Raw genomic sequence first — 23094 nt, 5'->3', positions numbered from 1 at the left:
GGCTGTATGCCAACGTTTTCTCAGCGTCATGTCGTGTTCTGGGTCAGTTGCATCATCATTTTCGGCGGTTTGCTGCTGGTGCTGCCGCTGCGTTTGTTGCCGAGTCTGCTGGCCGGGTTGCTGGTATTCGAGCTGGTCAACATGCTGACCCCGCAGTTGCAGCGCTTGATCGAAGGTCGGCGCGCGCGTTGGCTGGCGGTGGCATTGCTGGGCACGCTGGTGGTGAGTGTACTGGCGCTGATCTTCGCCGGCGCGATCAGTTTTCTGTTGCACGAAGCGGAAAATCCCGGCGCTTCCCTCGATAAGTTCATGGGCGTGGTCGATCGTGCGCGCGGGCAATTGCCGCCGTTCATCGACGCCTATCTGCCGGCCAGTGCGGCGGAGTTTCGCGTAGCGATTGGCGAATGGATGGGCAAGCACCTGTCCGACCTGCAACTGGTCGGCAAGGACGCCGCGCACATGTTCGTCACACTGCTGATCGGCATGGTGCTCGGCGCGATCATTGCGCTGCAACGCATCCCCGACGTGACCAAACGCAAGCCACTGGCTGCGGCACTGTTTGATCGTCTGCATCTGTTGGTGCAGGCGTTTCGCAACATTGTCTTCGCCCAGATCAAGATTTCCCTGCTCAACACCTTCTTCACCGGGATCTTCCTTGCGGTGGTCTTGCCGATGTTCGGCATCAAGCTACCGCTGACCAAGACCCTTATCGTGCTGACCTTCCTGCTCGGCCTGCTGCCGGTGATCGGCAACCTGATTTCCAACACGCTGATCACCATCGTCGGCCTGTCGCTGTCGATCTGGGTAGCGATTGCAGCGCTGGGCTACCTGATTTTTATCCACAAGCTTGAATACTTTCTTAATGCGCGCATCGTCGGCGGTCAGATCAGTGCCAAGTCGTGGGAGTTGCTGCTGGCGATGTTGGTGTTCGAAGCCGCGTTCGGTTTGCCGGGGGTGGTGGCGGGACCGATTTATTATGCGTACCTGAAGAGCGAATTGAAGCTGGGAGGAATGGTTTAGAAAAGCAGCTTCAAGCTTCAAGCTTCAAGCTTCAAGCTGCAAGTAAAAAGCAGAAGCAAGAGCCGCAGTGGCTTTTGCTTTTGCTCTTACTTGCAGCTTGCAGCTTAAAACTTGTAGCTGCCCCTAAACGCCATAGCGTTTCATGGCTTCAATCGCCAGGCCGCTGCCGATGCTGCCGAAGATATTGCCTTCGACATGCCGGGCCTGCGGCAGCATGGCCGAGACGCTGTTGCGCAGGGCCGGAATGCCGCTGGAGCCCCCAGTGAAGAACACCGTATCAACCTGATCGACCGCGACGCCGGCGTCATTCAACAGCTGCGTAACGCTGCCGCGCACGCGCTCAAGCAAGGCTTCGATCGCGGATTCGAACAGCGTGCGGCTTAGCTCGACGCTCAGCCCCGCTTCGATGCGATCCAGCGGCACATGGCGGCTGTCGGTGTGGGTCAGCTGAATCTTGGTTTCTTCGACTTCCATCGCCAGCCAGTGCCCGGCGCGCTGCTCGATCAGCTTGAACAGCCGGTCGATGCCGCCGGTGTCTTCGATGTCGTAGCGCATGCTGCCCAGGGCCAGCGTGGATTTCTGCGAGTACACCGAGTTGATGGTGTGCCAGGTCGCCAGGTTCATGTGATGGCTGGTCGGCATGTACGCGCCGCTCTTCATGCGGCTGCCGTAGCCGAACAGCGGCATCAGACCTTGCAGGCTCAGCTGTTTGTCGAAGTCGGTACCGCCGATGTGCACGCCGCCGGTGGCGAGGATGTCGTCGTGACGGTTATCCATCGCGCGACGCTCGGGCGACAGGCGCACCAGCGAGAAGTCCGACGTACCGCCGCCGATGTCGACAATCAACACCAGTTCTTCTTTCTCGATGGTCGACTCGTAGTCGAACGCTGCGGCGATCGGTTCGTACTGGAACGACACCTCTTTGAAACCGATCTTGCGAGCGACTTCGATCAGGGTGTCTTCGGCTTCCTGGTCGGCCAGCGGGTCGTCATCGACGAAGAACACCGGGCGACCCAGCACCACTTGCTCGAACTCACGACCGGCGGCGGTTTCGGCGCGGCTCTTGAGTTGGCCGATGAACAGCCCGAGCAGGTCCTTGAACGGCATCGCCGTGCCGAGCACGCTGGTGTCGTGCTTGATCAGCTTGGAACCGAGCAGGCTTTTCAGCGAGCGCATCAGGCGGCCTTCGTAGCCTTCCAGATACTCGTGCAGCGCCAGACGTCCATAGACCGGGCGTCGTTCCTCGATATTGAAGAAGACCACCGAGGGCAGGGTGATCTTGTCGTCTTCCAGCGCGATCATGGTGTCCATGCCGGGGCGCAGCCAGCCGACGGTGGAGTTGGACGTGCCGAAGTCGATGCCGCAGGCACGGGCTGGAGAGGCGTCTTTCATGTCTTTCGGTTCCGGTCAAAAAAACGGCCGCGCAGTGTATGTCAGTGCGCGCCAGATTCGAAGGCCGGTCATCTGCTATTTCGCATCCCGGTTGCCTTGAAACCCTGCGGTTCGCCCCAAACTTGCTGGCATGGGCCGGCAGATACACCGGCGGTCAGCAGAACCGCCGTCCACTGCCGATAAACTTCTGCGGCGCCACCCGGTCACAATCTTGAGATCGGTCAACCCGGCACGTGCCAATCGGGCGCAGGCTGGCAACGGCGCGAAATCGATAACGGATGGTGATCCTTCAATGGACTTCAAAGACTATTACAAGATACTCGGCGTGGAGCCGACAGCGGACGACAAGGCGATCAAGGCGGCCTATCGCAAGCTGGCGCGCAAATACCACCCCGATGTCAGCAAGGAAAAGGACGCCGAGGCCAAATTCAAGGACGCCTCGGAAGCCTATGAAGCGCTGAAAAGCGCCGACAAGCGCGCCGAATACGACGAATTGCGCCGTTATGGTCAGCACGGTCAGCCCTTCCAGGGGCCACCGGGCTGGCAGAGCCGTGGCGGCTTCGGTGGCGGCGGTGCCGATACTGGCGACTTCTCGGACTTCTTCAGTTCGATCTTCGGCAATCGCGGCCCCGGTTTCGGTGGCGGCGAAGGCCGGCAATCCCGTGGGCGGCGAGGGCAGGACGTGGAAATGGAATTGCCGGTGTTTCTTGAGGAAACCCTGTCGGACGAGTCGAAGAAGGTCACCTTCCAGGTGCCGCAATACAACGCGCATGGCCAGCACGTCAGCAACACCAGCAAGAGCCTCAACGTGAAGATTCCGGCGGGCGTTGCCGATGGCGAGCGCATTCGCTTGAAGGGCCAGGGCGCGCCGGGTGTCGGCGGCGGGGCCAACGGTGATCTGTACCTGACCATCCGCTTTGCGCCGCACCCCAAATTCGATGTCGAAGGCGACAACCTGATCATCACCTTGCCGCTGGCACCGTGGGAGCTGGCGCTGGGCACCGAGGTGGCGGTACCGACGCTGACCGGCAAGATCAACCTCAAGGTGCCGGCCGGCAGCCAGAACGGCCAGCGCATGCGCGCCAAGGGCCACGGCTTGAAGAGCAAGAGCGGCGAGCGCGGTTATCTGTTTGTGCAACTCAAGGCAGTGATGCCGAAAGCGGCCGATGATGAGGTCAAGGCGCTGTGGCAGGAACTGGCGAAAAAAGCCGCGTTCAACCCGCGAGAGAACTTCTGAATTCGACGGAGTAGCCCATCATGAGCACCCCCCTGAGCGTTCAACTGGACATGGCAGAATTCTGTGAGGCGGCCGATCTGTCGGACGTCTACGTGATCGAGATCGTCGAACACGGCATCCTCGAACCTCAGGGCGGGCCGCCGCGTGAATGGCGCTTCACCGATTACGAACTGGCCTTGGCCAAACGCGCCGCCAAGCTGCGGCGCGACCTGGAGCTGGAATGGGAAGGCGTCGCCCTGGCGCTGGACCTGCTCGAAGAAGTGCGTGAATTGCGCGCGGAAAACCGCATGTTGCGCCAGCGTCTGGGGCGCTTGCTGGTCGAGTAGCCCCGCCATCCACGGTTATTGTTTGCACATGTTTTTCTGTTTTGAACGGGCGGATCGGTCTGCTAGTTTGCGCTGAGGATCGGCAAAGGACGCCGATTCACGCAGCGCCACTTGATGCCGTGGCGCTGCGCCGTTCTTACAAGGAAACGTACTCATGCCAGTCAAACCCAAACCGCCGACGCCCGGCACGACCAACGTCGATGTGCCTCAACGCCCACGTACGCCCACCGATTCGACCTCGCCCGGAGCGCAGACGACCCGCTTCACGCCCGACCCCGTTAGTCGCAGAATTCCAGGCGATACGCCTGAAGCTGCCGGCAACACCATCGACTCTTCGCACACGGCTACGACCTCAAGGGTGCAGGTGCATGCATCGACGTCCGCTGCCGGTGACACCGTCAACGCCGACGTCCCTGTGCTGCAGCACTATCTGATTCCCGTTTCAATCGCGTTGCCGCAGGCCGATGCGCAGGGCGTGCGGGTGTTCAAGGGGCGGCAATACGCCGATGTTCAAGGGGGCGGCACGGTGTTGCTCGCTGTCGATGCGCAAACCGGGCTGCACCGGGCCCGCCTGGCGAGCGAACTGCAACCCTCGGGGCCAGTGCTGGCGCACGATCCAGCGAGCAACCATTGGTATCCGCTGGAGGATTTCGCCGTTTCCGCGCCGCACACGGTCATGCCGCGCAAGAGTCGCCGCTCGCCTCGACGCAGTGACGATGAGTTCGAAATGGCCCTGGAGGAGTTGCCGCGCAATGACGATGGGGCCTCGGAGCAGTTTTACCTGGCTTCCGAATCGATGCCGATCAAGCCTTACACGGCCGACGAACTGAGGGCGATGCGCAGCGAAACGCGTTACTCATTCCTCGGGAATCAGCTCGGCACTTACAACCGCGCGAACAATGGCAAGTACCCGCTGCGAGACGTTGCCGGCAGACCCATTCGCATTCGCAAACTGGAAACCAAAGTACGTCTGGCCGATGGTGAGCTTTATGCCTCGGAACAGATCAAGCCCTACATCAAGTTTGAAGGGCATGAAGATGTCGCGCTGCTCTATGAACAGAAACTGCAATGGCGGGTATTCACCGAGGCCGATGTAAAAGTCCCCGGCGAAAAGGCGTTGATCGGCCAGTCGATGGTGGTGGCCAACCGGCGCCTCGCCAAAGGCGAGGCAATCGGCGTTTACGGTGGCGTCATCACGCCGGCAAGGTTCGTACGACCTTATGAACAAACGTTCAGCATGCTCGCCGGAATGCGCCTGCAATATGGTCCGGGCCAGATGCTGCCCGACCCGCTGGCGATACTGGGCGACAACATCATTTCCCGGATCAACTCCAATTTCGAATACAACGAAGCGGGCAAGCCGATTCGTCAGGCACGGGATGGCTACAACGTTGTCGCGGTGCCTTTCGATATCGAGGCGCAACAATGGGTGGGCGATAAGCAGGTGACCCGCGACTTTATCCTCAACACGGTATTCGCGTCGCAGGATATCCCGGCAGGCGCCGAGCTGCGTCTGGACTACAACTACAACGAGCAGCAGATGTCGTGGGCATTTCCTGACTGATCAACTTACGCTGCCGGGGACGGCCAACGTGACCGTTCCCGACAGCGCAACGGCCATCAGAACAGGAAATAACGCTGCGCCATCGGCAAGGTTTCCGCAGGCTCACACCACAGCAGCACGCCGTCGGCCTTGACCTGATAGGTCTGCGGGTCGACGTCGATGTGCGGCAGATAATCGTTGTGGATCAGGTCGGTTTTCTGCACGTCACGGCAACCTTTCACCACGGCGATTTTCTTCTTCAAGCCCAATGCTTTTGGCAATCCGGCGTCCTGCGCCGCCTGACTGATGAAGGTCAGGCTGGTGGCGTGCAGCGAGCCACCGTAACTGGCGAACATCGGGCGGTAATGCACCGGTTGCGGGGTCGGAATCGAAGCATTGGCGTCGCCCATCAGGCTCGCGGCAATCGCTCCGCCCTTGAGAATCAGCGTTGGCTTCACCCCGAAAAACGCCGGACGCCACAGCACCAGGTCGGCCCATTTGCCGACTTCCACCGAACCGACTTCATGGCTGATGCCATGGGTGATCGCCGGGTTGATGGTGTACTTGGCGATGTAGCGTTTGGCGCGGAAGTTGTCGTTGCCTTCGCCGTCTTGTGGTAGCGGGCCGCGCTGTTTTTTCATCTTGTCGGCGGTCTGCCAGGTGCGCGTGATGACTTCGCCGACACGGCCCATGGCCTGGCTGTCGGAGCTGATCATCGAGAACGCGCCGAGATCATGAAGAATGTCTTCGGCGGCAATCGTTTCGCGGCGGATGCGGCTTTCGGCAAACGCGACGTCTTCGGCGATGCTCGGGTCGAGGTGGTGGCAGACCATCAGCATGTCGAGGTGTTCGTCGATGGTGTTGCGGGTGAACGGCCGGGTCGGGTTGGTCGAGCTCGGCAATACGTTAGGGAAACCGCAGGCCTTGATGATGTCCGGCGCATGCCCGCCGCCGGCACCTTCGGTGTGATAGGTGTGGATGGTGCGGCCCTTGAACGCGCCGAGGGTGGTTTCGACAAAGCCGGATTCGTTGAGGGTGTCGGTGTGGATCGCCACCTGCACGTCGAACTGATCGGCAACGCTCAGGCAGTTGTCGATGCTCGCCGGGGTGGTGCCCCAGTCTTCGTGCAACTTCAAACCGATGGCGCCGGCCTTGACCTGTTCGATCAGCGGCTCGGGCAGGCTGGCGTTGCCTTTGCCGGTGAGGCCGATGTTCATCGGGAAGGCATCGGCCGCCTGGAGCATGCGCGCCAGGTGCCAGGGGCCGGACGTGCAAGTGGTGGCATTGGTGCCGGTGGCAGGTCCCGTGCCGCCGCCGATCATGGTGGTGACGCCGCTCATCAGCGCCTCTTCGATCTGCTGTGGGCAGATGAAGTGGATGTGGGTGTCTATGCCGCCAGCGGTGAGGATCATGCCCTCGCCGGCAATCACTTCGGTGCCGGCGCCGATGGCGATGGTCACGTCGGGCTGCACGTCGGGGTTGCCGGCCTTGCCGATTGCCGCAATGCGTCCGTCCTTGAGGCCGACGTCGGCCTTGACGATGCCCCAGTGGTCGATGATCAGGGCGTTGGTGATCAGCGTGTCGACCACTTCAGCGGCGAGCAACTGGCTCTGACCCTGACCGTCGCGGATGACTTTGCCACCACCGAATTTCACTTCTTCGCCGTAGGTGGTGAAGTCTTTCTCGACTTCGATCCACAGCTCGGTGTCGGCCAGGCGCACCTTGTCGCCGACGGTGGGGCCGAACATGTCGGCGTAGGCTTGACGGGAGATCTTCATTTCCTCGTTCCTCGGAACTGAGCTGCAAGCTTCAAGCTGCAAGCCTCAAGTAAAAGCAAAAGTGTCAGCACCACAACCTGCCTTTTCTTGCAGCTTGTGGCTTGCAGCTTAAAGCTGCTTTTAAAGATCCCCCATGATGCGTCCGGCAAAGCCGAACACCCGCCGATGTCCGGCGTAATCCACCAGCTCGACTTCACGGTTCTGCCCCGGCTCGAAACGCACCGCCGTGCCGGCCGGAATGTTCAGGCGCATGCCGCGGCTAGCGGCGCGGTCGAACAGCAGGGCGTCGTTGGTTTCGAAAAAGTGATAGTGCGAGCCGACCTGGATCGGCCGGTCGCCGCTGTTGGCGACTTTCATGTTGACGGTGCGGCGACCGACGTTGAGTTCGATGTCGCCGGGCTGGATCTGGTATTGGCCAGGAATCATCACTGGGCTCCTTGCAGAATCTTGTAATAGAGAGCGGTCGGGCGATACATGCCGTGGGGGTCGCAGGCGTAGTCGGGGATTTCCCCGGCGCGCGTGTAGCCCAGGGCTTTATAGAAATCTTCCGCCGGCGAGCCGGCTTCTGTGTCGAGGTAGAGCAGGCCGCGCTGGTGCTTGTGCGCTTCGAGCTCCAGCGCCTGCATCAGCTGCTGGCCGAGGCCGCGCCGCCGCGCGTGTTCGCGCACCAGCAGTTTCTGCACTTCGGCGCGATTGCGGCCGTTGGCTTTCTGGCACAAACCCAATTGCACGCTGGCCAGCACTTGCTCGTCCTTGACCACCACCCAGAGCAGCACGCTGCCCTTGTTGACACTGTCCTGAACTTCGTCGAAATAGACGCGCGCCTGCGCTGCATCCAGGTCAGCCATGAAGCCGACGCTGGCGCCATAACCGACGGCGTCGAGTAACAGATCGATCAGGCCCTGGCGGTAATGCGCAAAGCTTTCAGCGTTGACGCGGCGCAACTGGGCAGCGTTCATCGGTGTCACTCCTTGTCGGCGTCAGGTGGCTGCGCGCCAGGGTTGAGGGTCAGTTGCATGAAAGTCAGGTCGAGCCAGCGGCCGAACTTGGTACCGACCTGTGGCATCTGCCCGGTGATGCTGAAACCGGCGCGCTCGTGCAGACGAATCGAGGCGGCGTTACCGCTCTCGATGGCGGCCACCATTACATGCTTGCCACAGGTTTTCGCGCGTTCGATCAGGGCCGTCATCAGTTGCGGGCCGAGACCGTTGCCGCGCTGATCGCTACGCACATAAACCGAATGTTCGACGGTGTGGCGGAAGCCGTCGAATGGGCGCCAGTCACCGAACGAAGCGTAGCCGAGCACGGCGTCGTCGCTGTCGACGATCACCAGAACCGGGTAAGCCTGAGCCTGTCGCGCGCTGAACCACGCCTGGCGGTTGCCGAGGTCGACGGCTTGCTCGTTCCAGATCGCCGTGGTGTTGAGCACGGCGTCGTTGTAGATCTCGCGGATCGCCGGCAGGTCGGTGTGGACGGCATCGCGAATGGAATAGGTCATGGCGCGCCTCAGACGATCGGTTGGTGAACGGTGACCAGTTTGGTGCCGTCGGGGAACGTTGCTTCGACCTGGATTTCCGGGATCATTTCCGCGATGCCCTCCATCACTTGCTCGCGGCTGAGCAGGGTGGTGCCGTAATGCATCAACTCGGCGACGGTCTGGCCGTCACGCGCACCTTCGAGCAGCGCGGCGGAGATATAGGCCATGGCTTCCGGGTAATTGAGTTTCACGCCACGGGCCAGACGCCGCTCGGCAACGAGGCCGGCGGTGAAGATCAGCAGCTTGTCTTTTTCGCGTGGAGTCAGGTCCATGGTTCGGGTTCCATCAGGGCAGATTTGAGTAGTGTTCGCACAGGGCGGGGTGCCAGTCAGAGCGGCCCCTCACCCTAGCCCTCTCCCGAGGGAGAGGGAACTGATCTCGATTGTTTTCAATGGCCAGTTCAGTCAGCAGTACTTTTCAGGCAGATGAATTCATTTCAGACGACTCGGTCAGGCTCCCTCTCCCTCCGAGAGAGGGCGGGGGGTGAGGGTCTGGATTTTCAGGTGCTCCATATTCTTGGCGCGACAGCCTCGCGTCCGAGCAACGCAGGTCTGAGCAATCGCCATAAATCAACCAGCCAAGCACGGGCGAGCAACGCTTCGCTCGCCAGACACCGCGCCACCAGCAACCCCGGCAACTGCGTCAGATCCCCACGCACTGCATGGCCCAGCGAGCGACAGCGCTGCATTAGTTCAGCATCAATCTCGCCGGTTACCAGCAACGCCGCAAACACCGGCTGGCCATCCAGACCGATAGGAGAATCGAGCAAGCCATCGGCGCCGACAATGCGCTGGCGCTCATGCCAGAGCAAGCGGCCGTCACGACGAATATCCAGGTGCGCCTGAAAGTACCCGAGGTCGAAACGCTCGCCGCTGGCCGGCCTTCCCAGCGCCACGACATCCCAGTAGAACAGCCGCGCATCGCCTTCAAGGTCTATGTTCGTGCTCAGTTCAGCCTGCGCGGCGCTGTAGACGATGGTTTCCTGCGGCAGCCATTCCAGGGTCGCTCCGGCTGCCACATGCAGATCGAGTTGCTGATAAGCCGACCCGCCGGCTCGGTACCACTTGGCGGCGCCGGGGCTGGTGATCTGCGCCCAGGCGTTGGCTTCGACGCGGGCACTGATGTCGAGGCGATCACCGCCGGCAATCCCGCCCGGCGGATGGACGATGATGTGCTGACAGACCTCCGGGCCTTCGGCGTACAGGTGCTTTTGCACACGCAGCGGGCCGAGGTGCCGGCGCATGACCGGCCGGGTGCAATCGCCGAAACGCGTATAGGCCAGCTCCAGCTCGGCGTGCCAGCTCGGGGTAAACAGGGCAGGTGCAACAGTCGAATTCATGATGTGTGATTATCGTTAGGAAGCTACAGGTTAGTTCGTTGTACTAGATCGTTACCAGCCCGCGAACACCTTCGGCCTCCATATTTTCACCGCGACCCTGCTGGACGATCTCGCCGCGCGACATCACCAGGTACTGATCGGCCAGTTCGGCGGCGAAATCGTAGAACTGCTCGACCAGCAAAATCGCCATGTCGCCGCGTTCCGCGAGTTTCTTGATCACTGCGCCGATCTCTTTGATCACCGAAGGCTGGATGCCTTCGGTGGGCTCGTCGAGAATCAGCAAACGCGGACGACTGGCCAGCGCGCGACCAATCGCCAACTGCTGTTGCTGACCACCGGACAGGTCACCGCCGCGACGCTGTTTCATTTGTAGCAGCACCGGGAACAACTCGTAGATGAAACCTGGCACTTCTTTGGCTTCGCTGCCGGGAAACCGTGATAGGCCCATCAGCAGATTTTCTTCAACGGTCAGGCGCCCGAAGATTTCTCGACCCTGTGGCACATAGGCGATTCCGGCATGCACGCGTTGATGCGGCTTGAGCGTGGTGATCGGTTTGCCTTCCCAATTCACCGCGCCTTCTTTGGCGGGCAGCAGGCCCATCAGGCATTTGAGCAGGGTGGTCTTGCCTACGCCGTTACGCCCGAGCAGGCAGGTGACTTCGCCGACTTTCACGTCAAAGCTCAGGCCGCGCAGGATGTGGCTACCGCCGTAGTACTGATGAAGTTGTTGGACCTGTAGCATCTGAACTCCGTTAGTTGGGCTTCAAGCTTCAAGCTTCAAGCTTCAAGCTTCAAGCTTCAAGCTTCAAGCTTCAAGCTTCCAGCCGAAAGCAAGGGCAGGGCGGTATGGCAGGCTTTTACTTGCTGCTTGAAGCTTGCCGCTAGCAGCTGGCCGATTCATCGCCCCAAATAAACCTCGATTACGCGCTCATCGGCCTGCACCTGCTCCAGCGAGCCTTCCGCCAGAACGCTGCCCTGATGCAACACGGTGACGTGGTCGGCAATCGAGCCGACAAAGCCCATGTCATGCTCGACCACCATCAGCGAATGCTTGCCCGCCAGCGACTTGAACAGCTCGGCAGTGAACTCGGTTTCGGCGTCGGTCATGCCCGCCACCGGCTCATCGAGCAGGAGCAATTGCGGGTCCTGCATGAGCAGCATGCCGATCTCGAGGAACTGCTTCTGGCCGTGGGACAACAGGCCCGCCGGGCGATTGACCGAGGTGGTCAGGCGAATGGTTTCCAGCACTTCGCTGATGCGATCCTTTTGCTCGCCACTGAGGCGCGCACGCAAACTGGCCCACACCGACTTGTCGGTTTTCTGCGCCAGCTCGAGGTTCTCGAACACGCTCAAGGCTTCGAACACCGTCGGTTTCTGAAACTTGCGGCCAATGCCGGACTGGGCGATCTGCACTTCGCTCATTTGCGTCAAATCCAGCGTTTCGCCGAACCAGGCCTTGCCGTGGCTAGGGCGGGTCTTGCCGGTGATCACGTCCATCAGTGTAGTTTTGCCTGCGCCGTTGGGGCCGATGATGCAGCGCAGTTCGCCGACGCCGATGTACAGGTTGAGATTGTTCAGCGCACGGAAGCCGTCGAAGCTGACGCTGATGTCTTCCAGGGTCAGGATTGTGCCGTGACGGGTGTCGAGGCCGGGGCCGACGCGCTGGCCGAGGCCGATCGAGTCGCGGCTGGTGCCCTCGTCCTTGTTCGGCTCGACCGGGAAGAACGCCGGTTCGAGCATGAATTCAGCACTGGCGGTTACTCTCATTGTTCACCTCGTTTCTTCAGCAGACCGATCACGCCTTTGGGCAGGTACAGCGTCACCACGATGAACAGCGCGCCGAGGAAAAACAGCCAGTACTCCGGGAAAGCCACGGTGAACCAGCTCTTCATGCCGTTGACCACACCGGCGCCGAGCAGCGGCCCGATCAGCGTGCCGCGCCCGCCGAGGGCCACCCATACTGCCGCTTCGATCGAGTTGGTCGGCGACATTTCGCTCGGGTTGATGATGCCCACTTGCGGCACATACAAAGCCCCGGCCAGACCGCACAACACCGCGCTCAACACCCAGACGAACAGCTTGAAACCGCGCGGGTCGTAGCCACAGAACATCAGGCGGTTTTCCGCATCGCGCAGCGCCGTCAGCACCCGGCCGAACTTGCTTTGCGCCAGACGCCAGCCGATGAACAGACTGGCCACCAGCAGCAACACGGTGGCCAGAAACAGCACCGCACGGGTACCCGGTTCGGTGATGCCGAAACCGAGGATCGTGCGGAAATTGGTAAAACCGTTATTGCCGCCGAACCCGGTTTCGTTGCGAAAGAACAACAGCATGCCGGCGAAGGTCAGGGCCTGGGTCATGATCGAGAAATACACGCCTTTGATCCGCGAGCGGAAGGCGAAGAAACCGAACACCAGCGCCAGCAGACCCGGCGCCAACACCACCAGACACAGCGCCCAGACAAAGCTGCTGGTGCCGGCCCAGTACCACGGCAATTCGCTCCACGACAGGAAGGTCATGAACGCCGGCAATCCATCACCCGCGGCCTGGCGCATCAGGTACATGCCCATCGCGTAACCGCCGATGGCAAAGAACAAACCGTGGCCCAGAGACAGCAACCCGGCGTAGCCCCAGACCAGGTCCAGCGCCAGGGCGACGATGGCGTAGCAGAGGATTTTGCCGACCAGCGTCAGGGTGTACGCCGAGACCGACAGGGCATTTTCCGCCGGCAACAACGACAGCAGTGGCAGGGCGACCAGCAAGGCGAGAACCACCGCGCCGACCGCGATCGTGACTTTCGGTCCGGCCTTTTGTGTGGCCGTGACTAACAGAGGCTGGTTCATCAGTCGATCACCCGTCCTTTCAGTGCGAAGAGGCCTTGCGGACGTTTCTGAATGAACAGAATGATCAGCGCGAGGATCAGGATCTTGCCGAGCACCGCACCGATCTGCGGTTCGAGAATCTTGTTGGCGATCCCTAAGCCAAATGCCGCGAGCACGCTACCGGCGAGTTGCCCGACGCCGCCGAGCACCACCACCAGAAACGAGTCGATGATGTAGCTCTGGCCGAGATCGGGTCCGACGTTGCCGATCTGGCTCAGCGCCACGCCACCGAGACCGGCGATGCCGGAACCGAGGCCGAACGCGAGCATGTCGACGCGTCCGGTCGGCACGCCGCAGCAAGCGGCCATGTTGCGGTTCTGAGTGACGGCGCGCACGTTCAGGCCCAGGCGGGTCTTGTTCAGCAGCAGCCAGGTCAGCACCACCACGAACAGCGCGAACGCGATGATCACGATGCGGTTGTACGGCAGCACCAGGTTCGGCAGCACTTGGATGCCGCCCGAAAGCCACGCCGGGTTGGCGACTTCAACGTTCTGCGCACCAAATACCAGACGCACCAGTTGGATGAGCATCAGGCTGATGCCCCAGGTCGCGAGCAGGGTTTCCAGCGGGCGACCGTAGAGGTGACGAATCACCGTGCACTCCAGCGCCATGCCGATCGCCGCCGTGACGAAAAACGCCACCGGCAATGCGATCAACGGATAGAACTCGATGGCCTGCGGTGCGTAGCGCTGGAACATCAATTGCACTACGTAGGTCGAGTAGGCGCCGAGCATCAGCATTTCGCCGTGGGCCATGTTGATCACCCCGAGCAGGCCGAAGGTGATCGCCAGACCGAGCGCCGCGAGCAACAGAATTGAGCCGAGGGACATGCCGCTGAAGGCCTGACCAAGGACTTCGCCGATCAGCAGTTTGCGTTTGACCTGAGCGAGGCTGGTTTCAGCAGCAGTACGCACGCCGGCATCGCTTTCCACACCTGGCTCGAGCAGGCCTTCGAGGCGTGTGCGCGCCAGCGGATCGCCGGTTTCGCCGAGCAGGCGCACGGCGGCGAGGCGCACAGCCGGATCGGCGTCGACCAGTTGCAGATTGGCCAGCGCCAGGCTCAGGGCCGCGTGGACGGTTTCATCTTTCTCGCCAGCGAGTTGCTGGTCGAGGAATTTCAGCTGCGCGGGTTTCGCGCTTTTCTGCAATTGCTGCGCGGCGCCCAGACGGATTTTGCCGTCGGCGGCGAGCAATTGATGGCTGGCCATCGCGGTGTCGATCAGACCCCGCAGGCGATTGTTCAGGCGCAGGGTTTTGGTTTGGCCATCGATGCTCAGCTCGCCTTGTTGCAAGGCACCGAGCAGTTCGATGCGCGCCGGATCGGGCTGCGCCGCCCAGGCTTCCAGCAGTCTGGCCTGTTGCGTCGGGTTGGCCGCGACGAAGTCTTCGGCGTCGCCGGCGTGGGCCAGTAGCGGCAGAAAGACTGCGATGGCAAGAAGCAAACGGTGTATGGCAGTGGGCATTAGTGGTGTGTCCTTTCTTGCGGTGGCCGATGGAGCGGTGTCCGGCTTTGAGTCCGCCCCTCACCCTAACCCTCTCCCAGAGGGAGAGGGGACTGACCGAGTTGTCAGGTCATCCAGCGTCGACCTGACATTCCTGCGCCGAACTCAGGTTCTGAAAGCGATAGCGATCAGCTCCCTTCCCCTTCGCCCCCTTGGGGGAGAGGGTTGGGGTGAGGGGGAAAAGATCTCCGCCTCACCACAAAACCCAAGTCAGACTCAGTTGCTCTTCACCGCATAATCGGGCTTCTTGTCGTTGCCCTGAATGAACGGGCTCCACGGTTGCGCGCGCACCGGGCCTTCGGTTTGCCAGACGACGTTGAACTGACCGTCGCTCTGGATCTCGCCGATCATCACTGGTTTGTGCAGGTGGTGGTTGGTCTTGTCCATGGTCAGCGTGTAGCCCGATGGTGCGGCGAAAGTCTGCCCGGCGAGGGCTTCGCGGACCTTGTCGACGTCGGTGGATTTGGCTTTTTCAACGGCCTGCGCCCACATATGAATGCCGACATAAGTGGCTTCCATCGGGTCGTTGGTCACCGCTTTGTCGGCGCCCGGCAAGTTGTGTTTCTTCGCGTAGGCTTTCCAGTCCGCGACGAACTTCTGGTTCACCGGGTTCTCGACCGACTCGAAGTAGTTCCACGCTGCGAGGTTGCCCACCAGCGGTTTGGTGTCGATGCCGCGCAGCTCTTCTTCACCCACCGAGAACGCTACAACCGGTACGTCGGTGGCCTTCAGACCCTGGTTGGCCAGTTCTTTATAAAACGGCACGTTGGAGTCGCCATTGACTGTCGAAATGACCGCAGTCTTGCCACCGGCCGAGAACTTTTTGATGTTGGCAACAATGGTCTGATAGTCGCTGTGACCGAACGGCGTGTAGACCTCTTCGATGTCCTTGTCGGCCACGCCTTTGGAATGCAGAAACGCGCGCAGGATTTTGTTAGTGGTGCGCGGGTAGACGTAGTCGGTGCCGAGCAGGAAGTAGCGCTTGGCGCTGCCGCCTTCTTCGCTCATCAAATATTCCACCGCAGGAATCGCCTGCTGGTTCGGCGCTGCGCCGGTGTAGAACACGTTCGGCGACATCTCTTCGCCTTCGTATTGCACCGGGTAGAACAGCAGGCCATTGAGTTCTTCGAACACCGGCAGCACCGATTTGCGCGACACCGAGGTCCAGCAACCAAACACTACGGCGACCTTGTCCTGGGTCAGCAACTGCCGGCCCTTTTCGGCGAACAGCGGCCAGTTCGACGCCGGGTCGACCACCACCGGTTCTAGCATCTTGCCGTTCACACCGCCCTTGGCGTTGATCTCGTCGATGGTCATCAGCGCCATGTCCTTGAGCGACGTTTCGGAGATCGCCATGGTCCCGGACAACGAATGCAGAATCCCGACCTTGATGGTCTCGGCGGCCTGGACAGTCCAGGTCATGCCCATCGCGGCAATGCTTGCCGTGAGTGTGAAAGCCTTGATCAAACTGCGACGCTTCATTGTGCGATCTCCATGAACATTGAGTTTTTATGGTTGGCAGATGCGGACGAATGAAGGATGTTTTGCAAGGGCTGTGCCCGGTCGGGTTTCAGCAAGAAAATGTCGTATCAGAGCGCTTGGTCGCAGTAACCGTGCACCAGAAGGGGAACGCATTCGGTCGGTGGTGCGCGCGGGTGCGCCAGATTGGGGCGTGGGGGCGGGGCTCAAATGCGGATACACAAACGATAGATATACACCGCAACCCGACTCAGCCGGCGACCCACACTCCCTGGCTCATCCCGATTCTCTGCGCAGGTTTTTATGAATAATGTGTCTGGCCGGTCCGGCCGCACCGCGAGTGCTTCCGCAACATTCAGGCTGCCCCCATTGAGCCCGGCATTTCTGACTGAAGAAGACGCCGCCTATTGGGTTCACACACGGATTGCGCTCAACGCGGACAAGGAATATGGCAGCGTGATCCTGCTGCGTCCGGACGGGAAGTTCGTGGCCACCTCGCCGATAGCGGGTGAATCGACCAGCTTCGACTTTGGCTCAATTCTGCAAACCGATTCCACTGGCGCGATGCTTCATCCTCTGGGCTACCGATGCATCGCCAGCGTACACAGTCATCCATCGATCCATGATCAGGTGCGCGAGGCCAACCCGAATCAGCATGAGAGGCTGGTCAGGCTGTTCATCAGTTTCTTTTCGCGGCGCGACTTCAGCGGCGATGTGCAAGCGCGAGATTTTTTCCGCAGCGCTTATCTGTCGGGGCCCGACGGTACATTGCTCAAATATGTATCGAGCGGCTCTTCCGAGGAACGCGACTTCTACCTCTCGCTTGACGCTCACGCGCCCTCTGACGATCCCTGGCCGGCTTCTGAAGTTCTGTGGCTGATTCATGGACTGGCGACGGTGGGGGAGCTCAAAGTCATAGTTTCGAATGCCGATTGGGGCTACTCCGTCGGCCAGGTACCCAGGGACTGGAAGCCGGGCGAGCCGTTCTCCACGGGTGTGCCGACCGAGCTGCCACTGCTCACCCGTGTCTGCGTCAACGCCGAGCGCGCCGTGCTCGCGGCATTGAAATCCAGAGGGGCACAGACCGCTGGGCTGCTGTTGAAAAAACTCAGCGGTGAAGAGTATGTCGCGACCCATGCGCGTCCGACCGGGCTGTCGGCGTGGGATCCCGAGCAGTTTTTTCCGGTCGACCCTCGAGGGCAATTGCAACTGCCCAAGGGCTATTTGCTGGAGGGTTTCTACTTTGCCTCACGCCCCGACCCTGCGCAGTTTCCGCCTGCCCAGCCGTGGCTGTACGAAAATTTTTTCACCCCGCATGAAATCGCCCAGGCCATCGAAGCCCACGGCCGCAGCAAACATCTGGCGAAGGTCGGGCGGACCTTGTCGGTGTACATGCAAGCCAGCGATCACGCCATGTTGAGGTACAGCTTCAGCGACCATCCGATCGAGGCGGCATTGAGCGTTGTGCACCCCGACGCAACGATCGGCGACAACGGTGTGCAAGCCAGGATGCTGGCCGGCACGCTGAGTCCGCGTGAATTCGTCTCGATGCTGCTATTGGCCGGCAGGCTGGAAGTGGTGCGTGGCAGCGCGCTCTGGGCGAACCTGGGGGCAGTCGATCTTGAGTGGCAACCGTTTGCCAACTTCCGCTGGCCGCAGCTGAGTCGGGATTTTCTGTCCGCCGATGACGCCGCCCACTACGCCCACGAGCAAGTCGGTATTCGTCGCGACCGGCAGTACGTCGGTTATGTTTTCCAGCGCAGCGATCAACGCTTTGTCGTGACCGAACCATTGCCCGGGGATATTGATACGCTCAGTCACGGGCGGCTGTTTCCCAAGGACAATCATGGACGAGCGGTGTTTCCCGACGACCACCTCGTGCACGCGCGCTATGTCTGCCACGTGGCGCTGTCGCAACTTGATCCGGTGCATGTTCAGTCTCTGCACTGGACAGGGAATGAAGCCCTGCTGAATCAGCAGATGCTGAGTGTCGACGAAGTGCGCCAGACGTTGCTCGACGGTGGCGTGCTGTATTGCTCCGGTGCCGGCAACAGCCTGATCGGATTCGCACCCTACTCAACTGTGGCGGCCAAAGATCTGTCCAATCGCCTCGGTACGCGTCAGCAGCCGGGCTGGTTGGCCCTTGAGCTGGAAAGCGGCAGCAAACGGGCGCAGGACTTTGTGCGTGAACAAGCGCAGGCCGGGAAACTGTCGAACCTGATCGATCACCCACTGTGGGGCTACCGAGGCCAGCTTCACTCCGGCTGGAGCCTGCCAATGTCTTCCCTGCCGGGACCAACCGAGCCTGCGCCGACCCGGACCACGCTGCCGTCGCCGTCATTACCTGAACCCTCTTTGCCGCCGTCTCCGTCACCGGGAGTGCATCTGTCTGCCGTCACGGCGTTGCCTTGGAAGCGTCCTGAAAAGGTGCTTTTCAGTGCGGTTTTCCCCTCGGCTGACGGTGTGGCGCTAAGTCAATACGCGGCTGACAGGCGTTTGCACGAGGAAAACAAAACGTGGTTCGGATTCATCCTCAAACACCGGGATCGAGAGGAGTACATCGGCACCGAGTTGATACCTGTCAGTGATTCAGGCGACAACCTGTTTCGCCTGGCATCGGTGTTTGGCGCTCGGCTAACGGTTCCCTGGTTTGAATATCCGGATGGCTTCGACCTGCATGCCGTTTTTTATATGCACAAGCATGTCGAAAATCCCTCGCGCCATCCTGCGGACTGGCTGGGGCATTTTTTCATTTCCCCTGATACCTTGGCCGTTGCGATGTATTCATCGGCCCGGCGGCCGGTCGTTGCCTCTGACCTGCACAAAACGCTGTTCATCGCGACGGGCGACGGTGCTCTGCTGAAGTACGTGCGCAACAGCACCAGCAAATTGTTCCACGACAACAGCTCGAAAATGACCCTCGAAACCCTTGATAACGATCTCGCTGCGCATCGATTGTTACCGTCGGATTTCGTCCACATTGTCGCCGACAGTGGTCAATTGATGGTGCTGCGAACGAGCCAGTGCTGGGGCCGGTCGGGTATCGTCAACATAACCTGGCAGCCCTTCGCAGATCTGCAACGACGCGCCCTCGGCCCGGTTTTCCACAGCGCCGACGATGCGACGATTCACGCCCGATCACTTTTGCCCAATCTCATGGAAAAACCCTGGGGTGGCGTGATTCTGAAACGGCCTGATGGTCTTTTCCTCGCCACTTCGCCGATCGAAGTCACGCGAGAAAATTTCGACAGCACGGAGATCCTTGCCGATGAAAGCCGCTCCGCTGGACTGTTTCCCGAAGGTTGTCGGATCGTCGCGCGGTACCGTTCCAGAGTCGCGCGGGAACTTTCGGCTGCGTTCTCGCCAATCGAAAAGCAGATCTACTTGAACATGCTGTCAGTCGACACGTTGTATTCGGCATTCACGCGCAAACTCGTCGTATGGGATGAATACCTGTTTGCGCCGGACGGTGCGACGATTCGCTATCAGCCTGGGTTGTGGGAGCGCTTGCGCGCCGATCTGTCGATTGCGTTGACGGCAAGCAATACGCTGCCCGCATCGCTGGACGGCGAGACGATCAAGCAGCGCCTGTACCGCGGGGAATTGAAACCGATTGACTGGATCGACTCGCTGGCCAGAACTGGCTACTTGCAAGTCGTCACGGGCAGCGATCTTTGGGGGCTGCCTCGGCAAGTCGCTCGCTGGGTGCCGTTCGCGGCTGATCTGCAGGCCATTGACGATTACACCAAAGCTGCCGGCGCGGCGGTATGCAGCCCTTTATTCCTTCAGGCAGATGCGGCCGCCCGATACGTGCATGAACTGGCGGTGAGCAGAGATACCCAGACCTTTGGCGTCATTCTTCACACTGCCGATGAGCTGTTTCTTGCCAGTCTGCCGCTGACGACACAACGCTCGGCACTCGCGCTGGACCGGATCTTCGAACAAGGGCGGTTGCCTTCGGACTGTCTGCTGGATTCGATTTACGTGCGCGCCGCTCTGCCACCAGTGGGCGTACGGTTGGGTGATATCCGACATGTGCTGATCTCGCCCGTCGACGTTCAGCAGGCGTGCCGGCAGGCGTCGACGCCACAGGGCTACAAGCCGATCTACTTCTCCTGCGCCGACGGAGCACTGTTGAAACTGCAGCTGCACGCCTTTGAGTCTGGCACTTTCTACGATCGCTTCGGGCAGGTCGAATTGCGCCCCAATGCCTTTGTCTCGATGGAACAGGCGGCGGGCGATGAACGCGACATTGCCCAAGGGACTTTCGGTCTCGTCGATTACATCGGGCGCATGGCTCGGGCCGGGGATCTTGAAGTGATCGAAACCAGTGCTTACTGGTCGCGTAATGGTCGGGTGGATGAACGTTGGAAACCGGGGCTCGCTGACGCGTCCCGAATGCTTCGTTGGCAACAACATCCGGTTCCGGCACTGGGGCCGATTTTCCAGCATCCCGACGATGCGGCTCGCTATGCCCAGCAACGCACAGACCGCGAAACGCTTACTCGGTCGGGTTATGAAGGTGCGATTCTTGCTGAAAAGACGCAGCAGCGTTTTGTTCCAATGGAACCGATTGCGTGGTTCGTCAACGAGGAAAACCTCCTTTTGCGACTGTTCCGTACCGCCGAAGACCCTGCGACCGATTGGCGCCGACCGGCGCCGCGCTTCCCGGACGGTTATGCAATCGTGGCCAGCCATCAATTCAGTCTGTCGGGCAATAGCTCGCTGGTGGTCGATGATGAACAAGTCAGGGGTAATTTCGCCGCGCCCGCGCTGGTTTATGAACACACCCATGAACTGAAAGCCAAAGGGTTCGATATCCAGACGTATTACTACTCGACGCCCGATCAGGCGTTGCTCAAGTACACACCCGTTTATTCCGACGCCGAAAAGCAGTTGTTGTTGACCCGCCCTGTCATCTTCGAAAACGGGCGATGGGTCAGTCGCCTGAGTCCAGGACAATTTGTCTCCCGTCTCACGGGACTTGGCGAGTTGCAGGTGTTGGAGGCAGGCCAGTATTGGCGCCACGCCGGGCGCTTGAGCAGTGGCTGGCGAACTCGTCGCGATCAGCCAACAGCCAAGGGCACGGTGCGGGTCAGAGACGAGCTGTAACTGGAGCACCGTTGCTCGGTAGGTTGAATTTCGTATAACCAAACTGCCGAGATCGCTAAATACTCTTAAGAACTGTCATGTGTGACAGTGTCGGCAAGTTTGGTTTTGACGATAGGCTGACATCGCAGAGCTAATATTTTCACCACGAAAAAGGACATATGCGATGAACACAATTAGAGTTGGAGCTGGCGTCGCCATGATCTGCTCGCTGTTCGTTTTGCCGTTCAACGTCAGTGCTGGCTATACATTTCCGACCTGCCAGCAAGCCTGGGCAGATAGCGAAGCTCGTCATTCATGTGAGTCGATCAGAAGTGGTTCGGTTGTCATTCCTGAAGCTTCCGAATCAGGTCACCGTCAATGCGTTATCAAAGTTCGATGTAAACAAAGCAGCGGATATTTCGGCCCTCAGGATGACGTTACGGTTGACGTGACTCAGGTGCGTGATCTCAATAACTGTAATGGTCATCTGAAGGTCGGCAGTTGTTGAAGTGTAATAAGCGCGGGCGGCGGATACTGCCCGCGCGTTGGGTCAGTTTGTAGAATTCACGGTTCGCTGGACGCTTCGGGCGACAAAGAAACGGTCAAGCAACGACACCACCACCAGCGATGCCCCCACCAGCGGGAACACCACCGCCAGCGCCAGCATTATCGCCACGCCGGTTTTCCATTTCGGTAAATCATGACGCAGCGGCGGTACACCGAATTTGCCTTCGGGCCGACGCTTCCACCAGATCACCACGCCGCTGACGGCGCTGAGCAGAATCATCAGGCAAATCAGCAGCACGACGATCTGATTGAAAGTGCCGAACATCTTGCCTTCGTGGAGCATCACGCCGATTTCCGTGGCGCGGGCCACCGTGCCGTACTGCTCGAAACGCACATCGGCGAGGACCTTGCCGGTGTACTGATCGACGTGCAGAGTGGCGTCGTTGCGTGGGTCGTCGGCGAACACCGCGATGGTGAACACGCCGGTGGCGGTAGTCGGCAGGGTGATGCTGTAGCCCGGTTCGACTTTGCGCTCGGTGGCGATGTCCTGTACCGCTTGCAGGCTGATGGTCGGCGCGGCGGGGCCGGCATGGGCACCCGCGTGCGCCATGTGCTCGGCGTGGTCGCCGGACATTGGCATCGGCGTGTTTTCCATTGCCCACGGCACGGTCTGGCGCGTGGCGCTGTTGAGGCTGCGGGCTTCAATATCGGAGGTCGGCACGTTGTTCCACATTGCTGCCGGGAATACGTTCCATACCGCCGCATATTGTTTGCCCCAGAACCCGGTCCAGGTCATGCCGCTGAGCAGCATCACCAGCAGCAATGTTGCGCCCCAGAATCCGGTGACGGCGTGCAGGTCACGCCACAGTACGCGGCCGCGCGTGTTCAAACGCGGCCACAAAATGCCCGCCGCCTGACCGCGCGGCCACCACAGGAACAGCCCCGACACCACCAGCACCACGCCCCAGCCGGCGGCCATTTCGATCAGCCGGTCTCCGACGGTGCCGATCATCAACTCGCCGTGAATGGCGCGGGCGATGGCTTGCAGGTTTTGCTTGGCATCCTGCTCTCCGAGGATATCGCCGTGATACGGATCGACGAACACGTTGAGTTCGTGGCCGGCGTTGTTGACCACAAACTGTGCACTGCGCTCGGCGTTCAGCGGCGGCAGGTACTGGGTGACCTGGCCTTGCGGATAGGCGTTTTTTACCCGTTGCAGCAGGTCATCGGCCGGCACCGTGTGATGGCCGGCGGGGACGTTGAGCAGGCTGCTGTACATCAACGAATCGAGTTGCGGCTTGAACAGGTAAATGATCCCGGTCAGGGCCAGCATCACCATGAACGGGGCGACGAACAGACCGGCGTAAAAATGCCAACGCCAGGCCAGGTTGTAGAAATTCGGTTGGGGCTGTTTCATCAGGTTTGCTCCGCTTGGCTTGGTTCTTTTCGTTGTTCTGTATT

19 protein-coding genes are annotated in these 23094 nt (G+C 60.4%); 6 read left to right on the top strand and 13 right to left on the bottom strand.

Annotation, left to right across the window (positions count from 1 at the left end; translation table 11 throughout):
* Positions 1–6 precede the first annotated feature (6 nt).
* The gene (locus V6F91_RS13400) at positions 7–1020 is read left to right on the top strand and encodes a hypothetical protein (protein WP_332765132.1); all 1014 of its coding nucleotides are present in this window, start codon (positions 7–9) and stop codon (positions 1018–1020) included.
* 123 nt (positions 1021–1143) lie between these two features.
* On the opposite strand, the gene V6F91_RS13395 is transcribed toward V6F91_RS13400, so the two are convergent.
* Positions 1144–2412 carry an Hsp70 family protein gene (locus tag V6F91_RS13395; protein WP_332765130.1) on the bottom strand — a complete coding sequence of 423 codons (1269 nt, stop codon included), beginning with the start codon at positions 2410–2412 and terminating at the stop codon, positions 1144–1146.
* A gap of 292 nt (positions 2413–2704) precedes the next feature.
* Here V6F91_RS13395 and V6F91_RS13390 point away from each other — a divergent pair, with 292 nt between their 5' ends.
* The 3 genes from V6F91_RS13390 (at position 2705) to V6F91_RS13380 (ending at position 5539) form a co-directional block, all read left to right on the top strand.
* On the top strand, positions 2705–3649 hold the full coding sequence (locus V6F91_RS13390) for a DnaJ C-terminal domain-containing protein (RefSeq protein ID WP_093105259.1): 945 nt from the start codon (positions 2705–2707) through the stop codon (positions 3647–3649).
* A 20-nt stretch (positions 3650–3669) separates the two neighbouring features.
* Positions 3670–3975, top strand: coding sequence for a chaperone modulator CbpM (locus V6F91_RS13385; protein WP_093105256.1), 306 nt, complete (start codon positions 3670–3672; stop codon positions 3973–3975).
* A gap of 154 nt (positions 3976–4129) precedes the next feature.
* Positions 4130–5539, top strand: coding sequence for a hypothetical protein (locus V6F91_RS13380; RefSeq protein WP_332765126.1), 1410 nt, complete (start codon positions 4130–4132; stop codon positions 5537–5539).
* 56 nt (positions 5540–5595) lie between these two features.
* On the opposite strand, the gene ureC is transcribed toward V6F91_RS13380, so the two are convergent.
* The 11 genes from ureC to urtA form a co-directional block, all read right to left on the bottom strand.
* Positions 5596–7296 carry an urease subunit alpha gene (ureC, locus tag V6F91_RS13375; protein WP_332765124.1) on the bottom strand — a complete coding sequence of 567 codons (1701 nt, stop codon included), beginning with the start codon at positions 7294–7296 and terminating at the stop codon, positions 5596–5598.
* Between the two features lie 120 nt (positions 7297–7416).
* Positions 7417–7722, bottom strand: a complete 306-nt coding sequence (locus tag V6F91_RS13370; RefSeq protein ID WP_332765122.1) for an urease subunit beta — start codon at positions 7720–7722, stop codon at positions 7417–7419.
* The gene (locus V6F91_RS13365) at positions 7722–8255 is read right to left on the bottom strand and encodes a GNAT family N-acetyltransferase (RefSeq protein ID WP_332765120.1); all 534 of its coding nucleotides are present in this window, start codon (positions 8253–8255) and stop codon (positions 7722–7724) included. Before V6F91_RS13365 ends, V6F91_RS13370 begins: the two co-directional genes overlap by 1 nt.
* A 5-nt stretch (positions 8256–8260) precedes the next feature.
* Positions 8261–8794, bottom strand: a complete 534-nt coding sequence (locus V6F91_RS13360) for an N-acetyltransferase family protein (protein ID WP_332765118.1) — start codon at positions 8792–8794, stop codon at positions 8261–8263.
* An 8-nt stretch (positions 8795–8802) separates the two neighbouring features.
* Complete coding sequence (gene ureA / locus V6F91_RS13355; RefSeq protein ID WP_042608931.1) at positions 8803–9105, bottom strand: urease subunit gamma; 303 nt, start codon at positions 9103–9105, stop codon at positions 8803–8805.
* Positions 9106–9332: 227 nt separating this feature from the next.
* Positions 9333–10172 (bottom strand): urease accessory protein UreD, encoded by an 840-nt coding sequence (locus V6F91_RS13350; protein WP_332765114.1) that lies wholly within the window; start codon positions 10170–10172, stop codon positions 9333–9335.
* 43 nt (positions 10173–10215) lie between these two features.
* A complete protein-coding gene (urtE, locus tag V6F91_RS13345) occupies positions 10216–10914 on the bottom strand; it encodes an urea ABC transporter ATP-binding subunit UrtE (RefSeq protein WP_093105238.1) in 699 nt (232 codons plus the stop codon).
* 155 nt (positions 10915–11069) lie between these two features.
* A complete protein-coding gene (gene urtD, locus V6F91_RS13340; protein ID WP_423815329.1) occupies positions 11070–11939 on the bottom strand; it encodes an urea ABC transporter ATP-binding protein UrtD in 870 nt (289 codons plus the stop codon).
* Entirely contained in the window at positions 11936–13015 is a 1080-nt protein-coding gene (gene urtC, locus V6F91_RS13335; protein WP_332765112.1) for an urea ABC transporter permease subunit UrtC, read from the bottom strand. Before urtC ends, urtD begins: the two co-directional genes overlap by 4 nt.
* Positions 13015–14517: an urea ABC transporter permease subunit UrtB gene (gene urtB / locus V6F91_RS13330; RefSeq protein WP_332765110.1), complete on the bottom strand. Its 1503-nt coding sequence runs from the start codon at positions 14515–14517 to the stop codon at positions 13015–13017. Before urtB ends, urtC begins: the two co-directional genes overlap by 1 nt.
* 255 nt (positions 14518–14772) lie before the next feature.
* Positions 14773–16038 (bottom strand): urea ABC transporter substrate-binding protein, encoded by a 1266-nt coding sequence (urtA, locus tag V6F91_RS13325; RefSeq protein WP_090280971.1) that lies wholly within the window; start codon positions 16036–16038, stop codon positions 14773–14775.
* A 366-nt stretch (positions 16039–16404) separates the two neighbouring features.
* On the opposite strand from urtA, the gene V6F91_RS13320 reads away from it, so the two are divergent.
* Together V6F91_RS13320 and V6F91_RS13315 are read left to right on the top strand one after the other, a co-directional pair.
* A complete protein-coding gene (locus tag V6F91_RS13320) occupies positions 16405–21147 on the top strand; it encodes a DUF4329 domain-containing protein (RefSeq protein ID WP_332765108.1) in 4743 nt (1580 codons plus the stop codon).
* Positions 21148–21310: 163 nt separating this feature from the next.
* Positions 21311–21634: a hypothetical protein gene (locus V6F91_RS13315; protein ID WP_332765106.1), complete on the top strand. Its 324-nt coding sequence runs from the start codon at positions 21311–21313 to the stop codon at positions 21632–21634.
* Between the two features lie 42 nt (positions 21635–21676).
* On the opposite strand, the gene V6F91_RS13310 is transcribed toward V6F91_RS13315, so the two are convergent.
* On the bottom strand, positions 21677–23050 hold the full coding sequence (locus tag V6F91_RS13310; protein ID WP_332765104.1) for a PepSY domain-containing protein: 1374 nt from the start codon (positions 23048–23050) through the stop codon (positions 21677–21679).
* Positions 23051–23094 lie beyond the last annotated feature (44 nt).

The sequence above is a fragment of the Pseudomonas koreensis genome, from assembly GCF_036668835.1.
Lineage (GTDB): Bacteria > Pseudomonadota > Gammaproteobacteria > Pseudomonadales > Pseudomonadaceae > Aquipseudomonas > Aquipseudomonas koreensis_I.
Note: the sequence above shows the minus strand (reverse complement) of the source record. Positions and strands in the feature narration are given on the sequence as shown.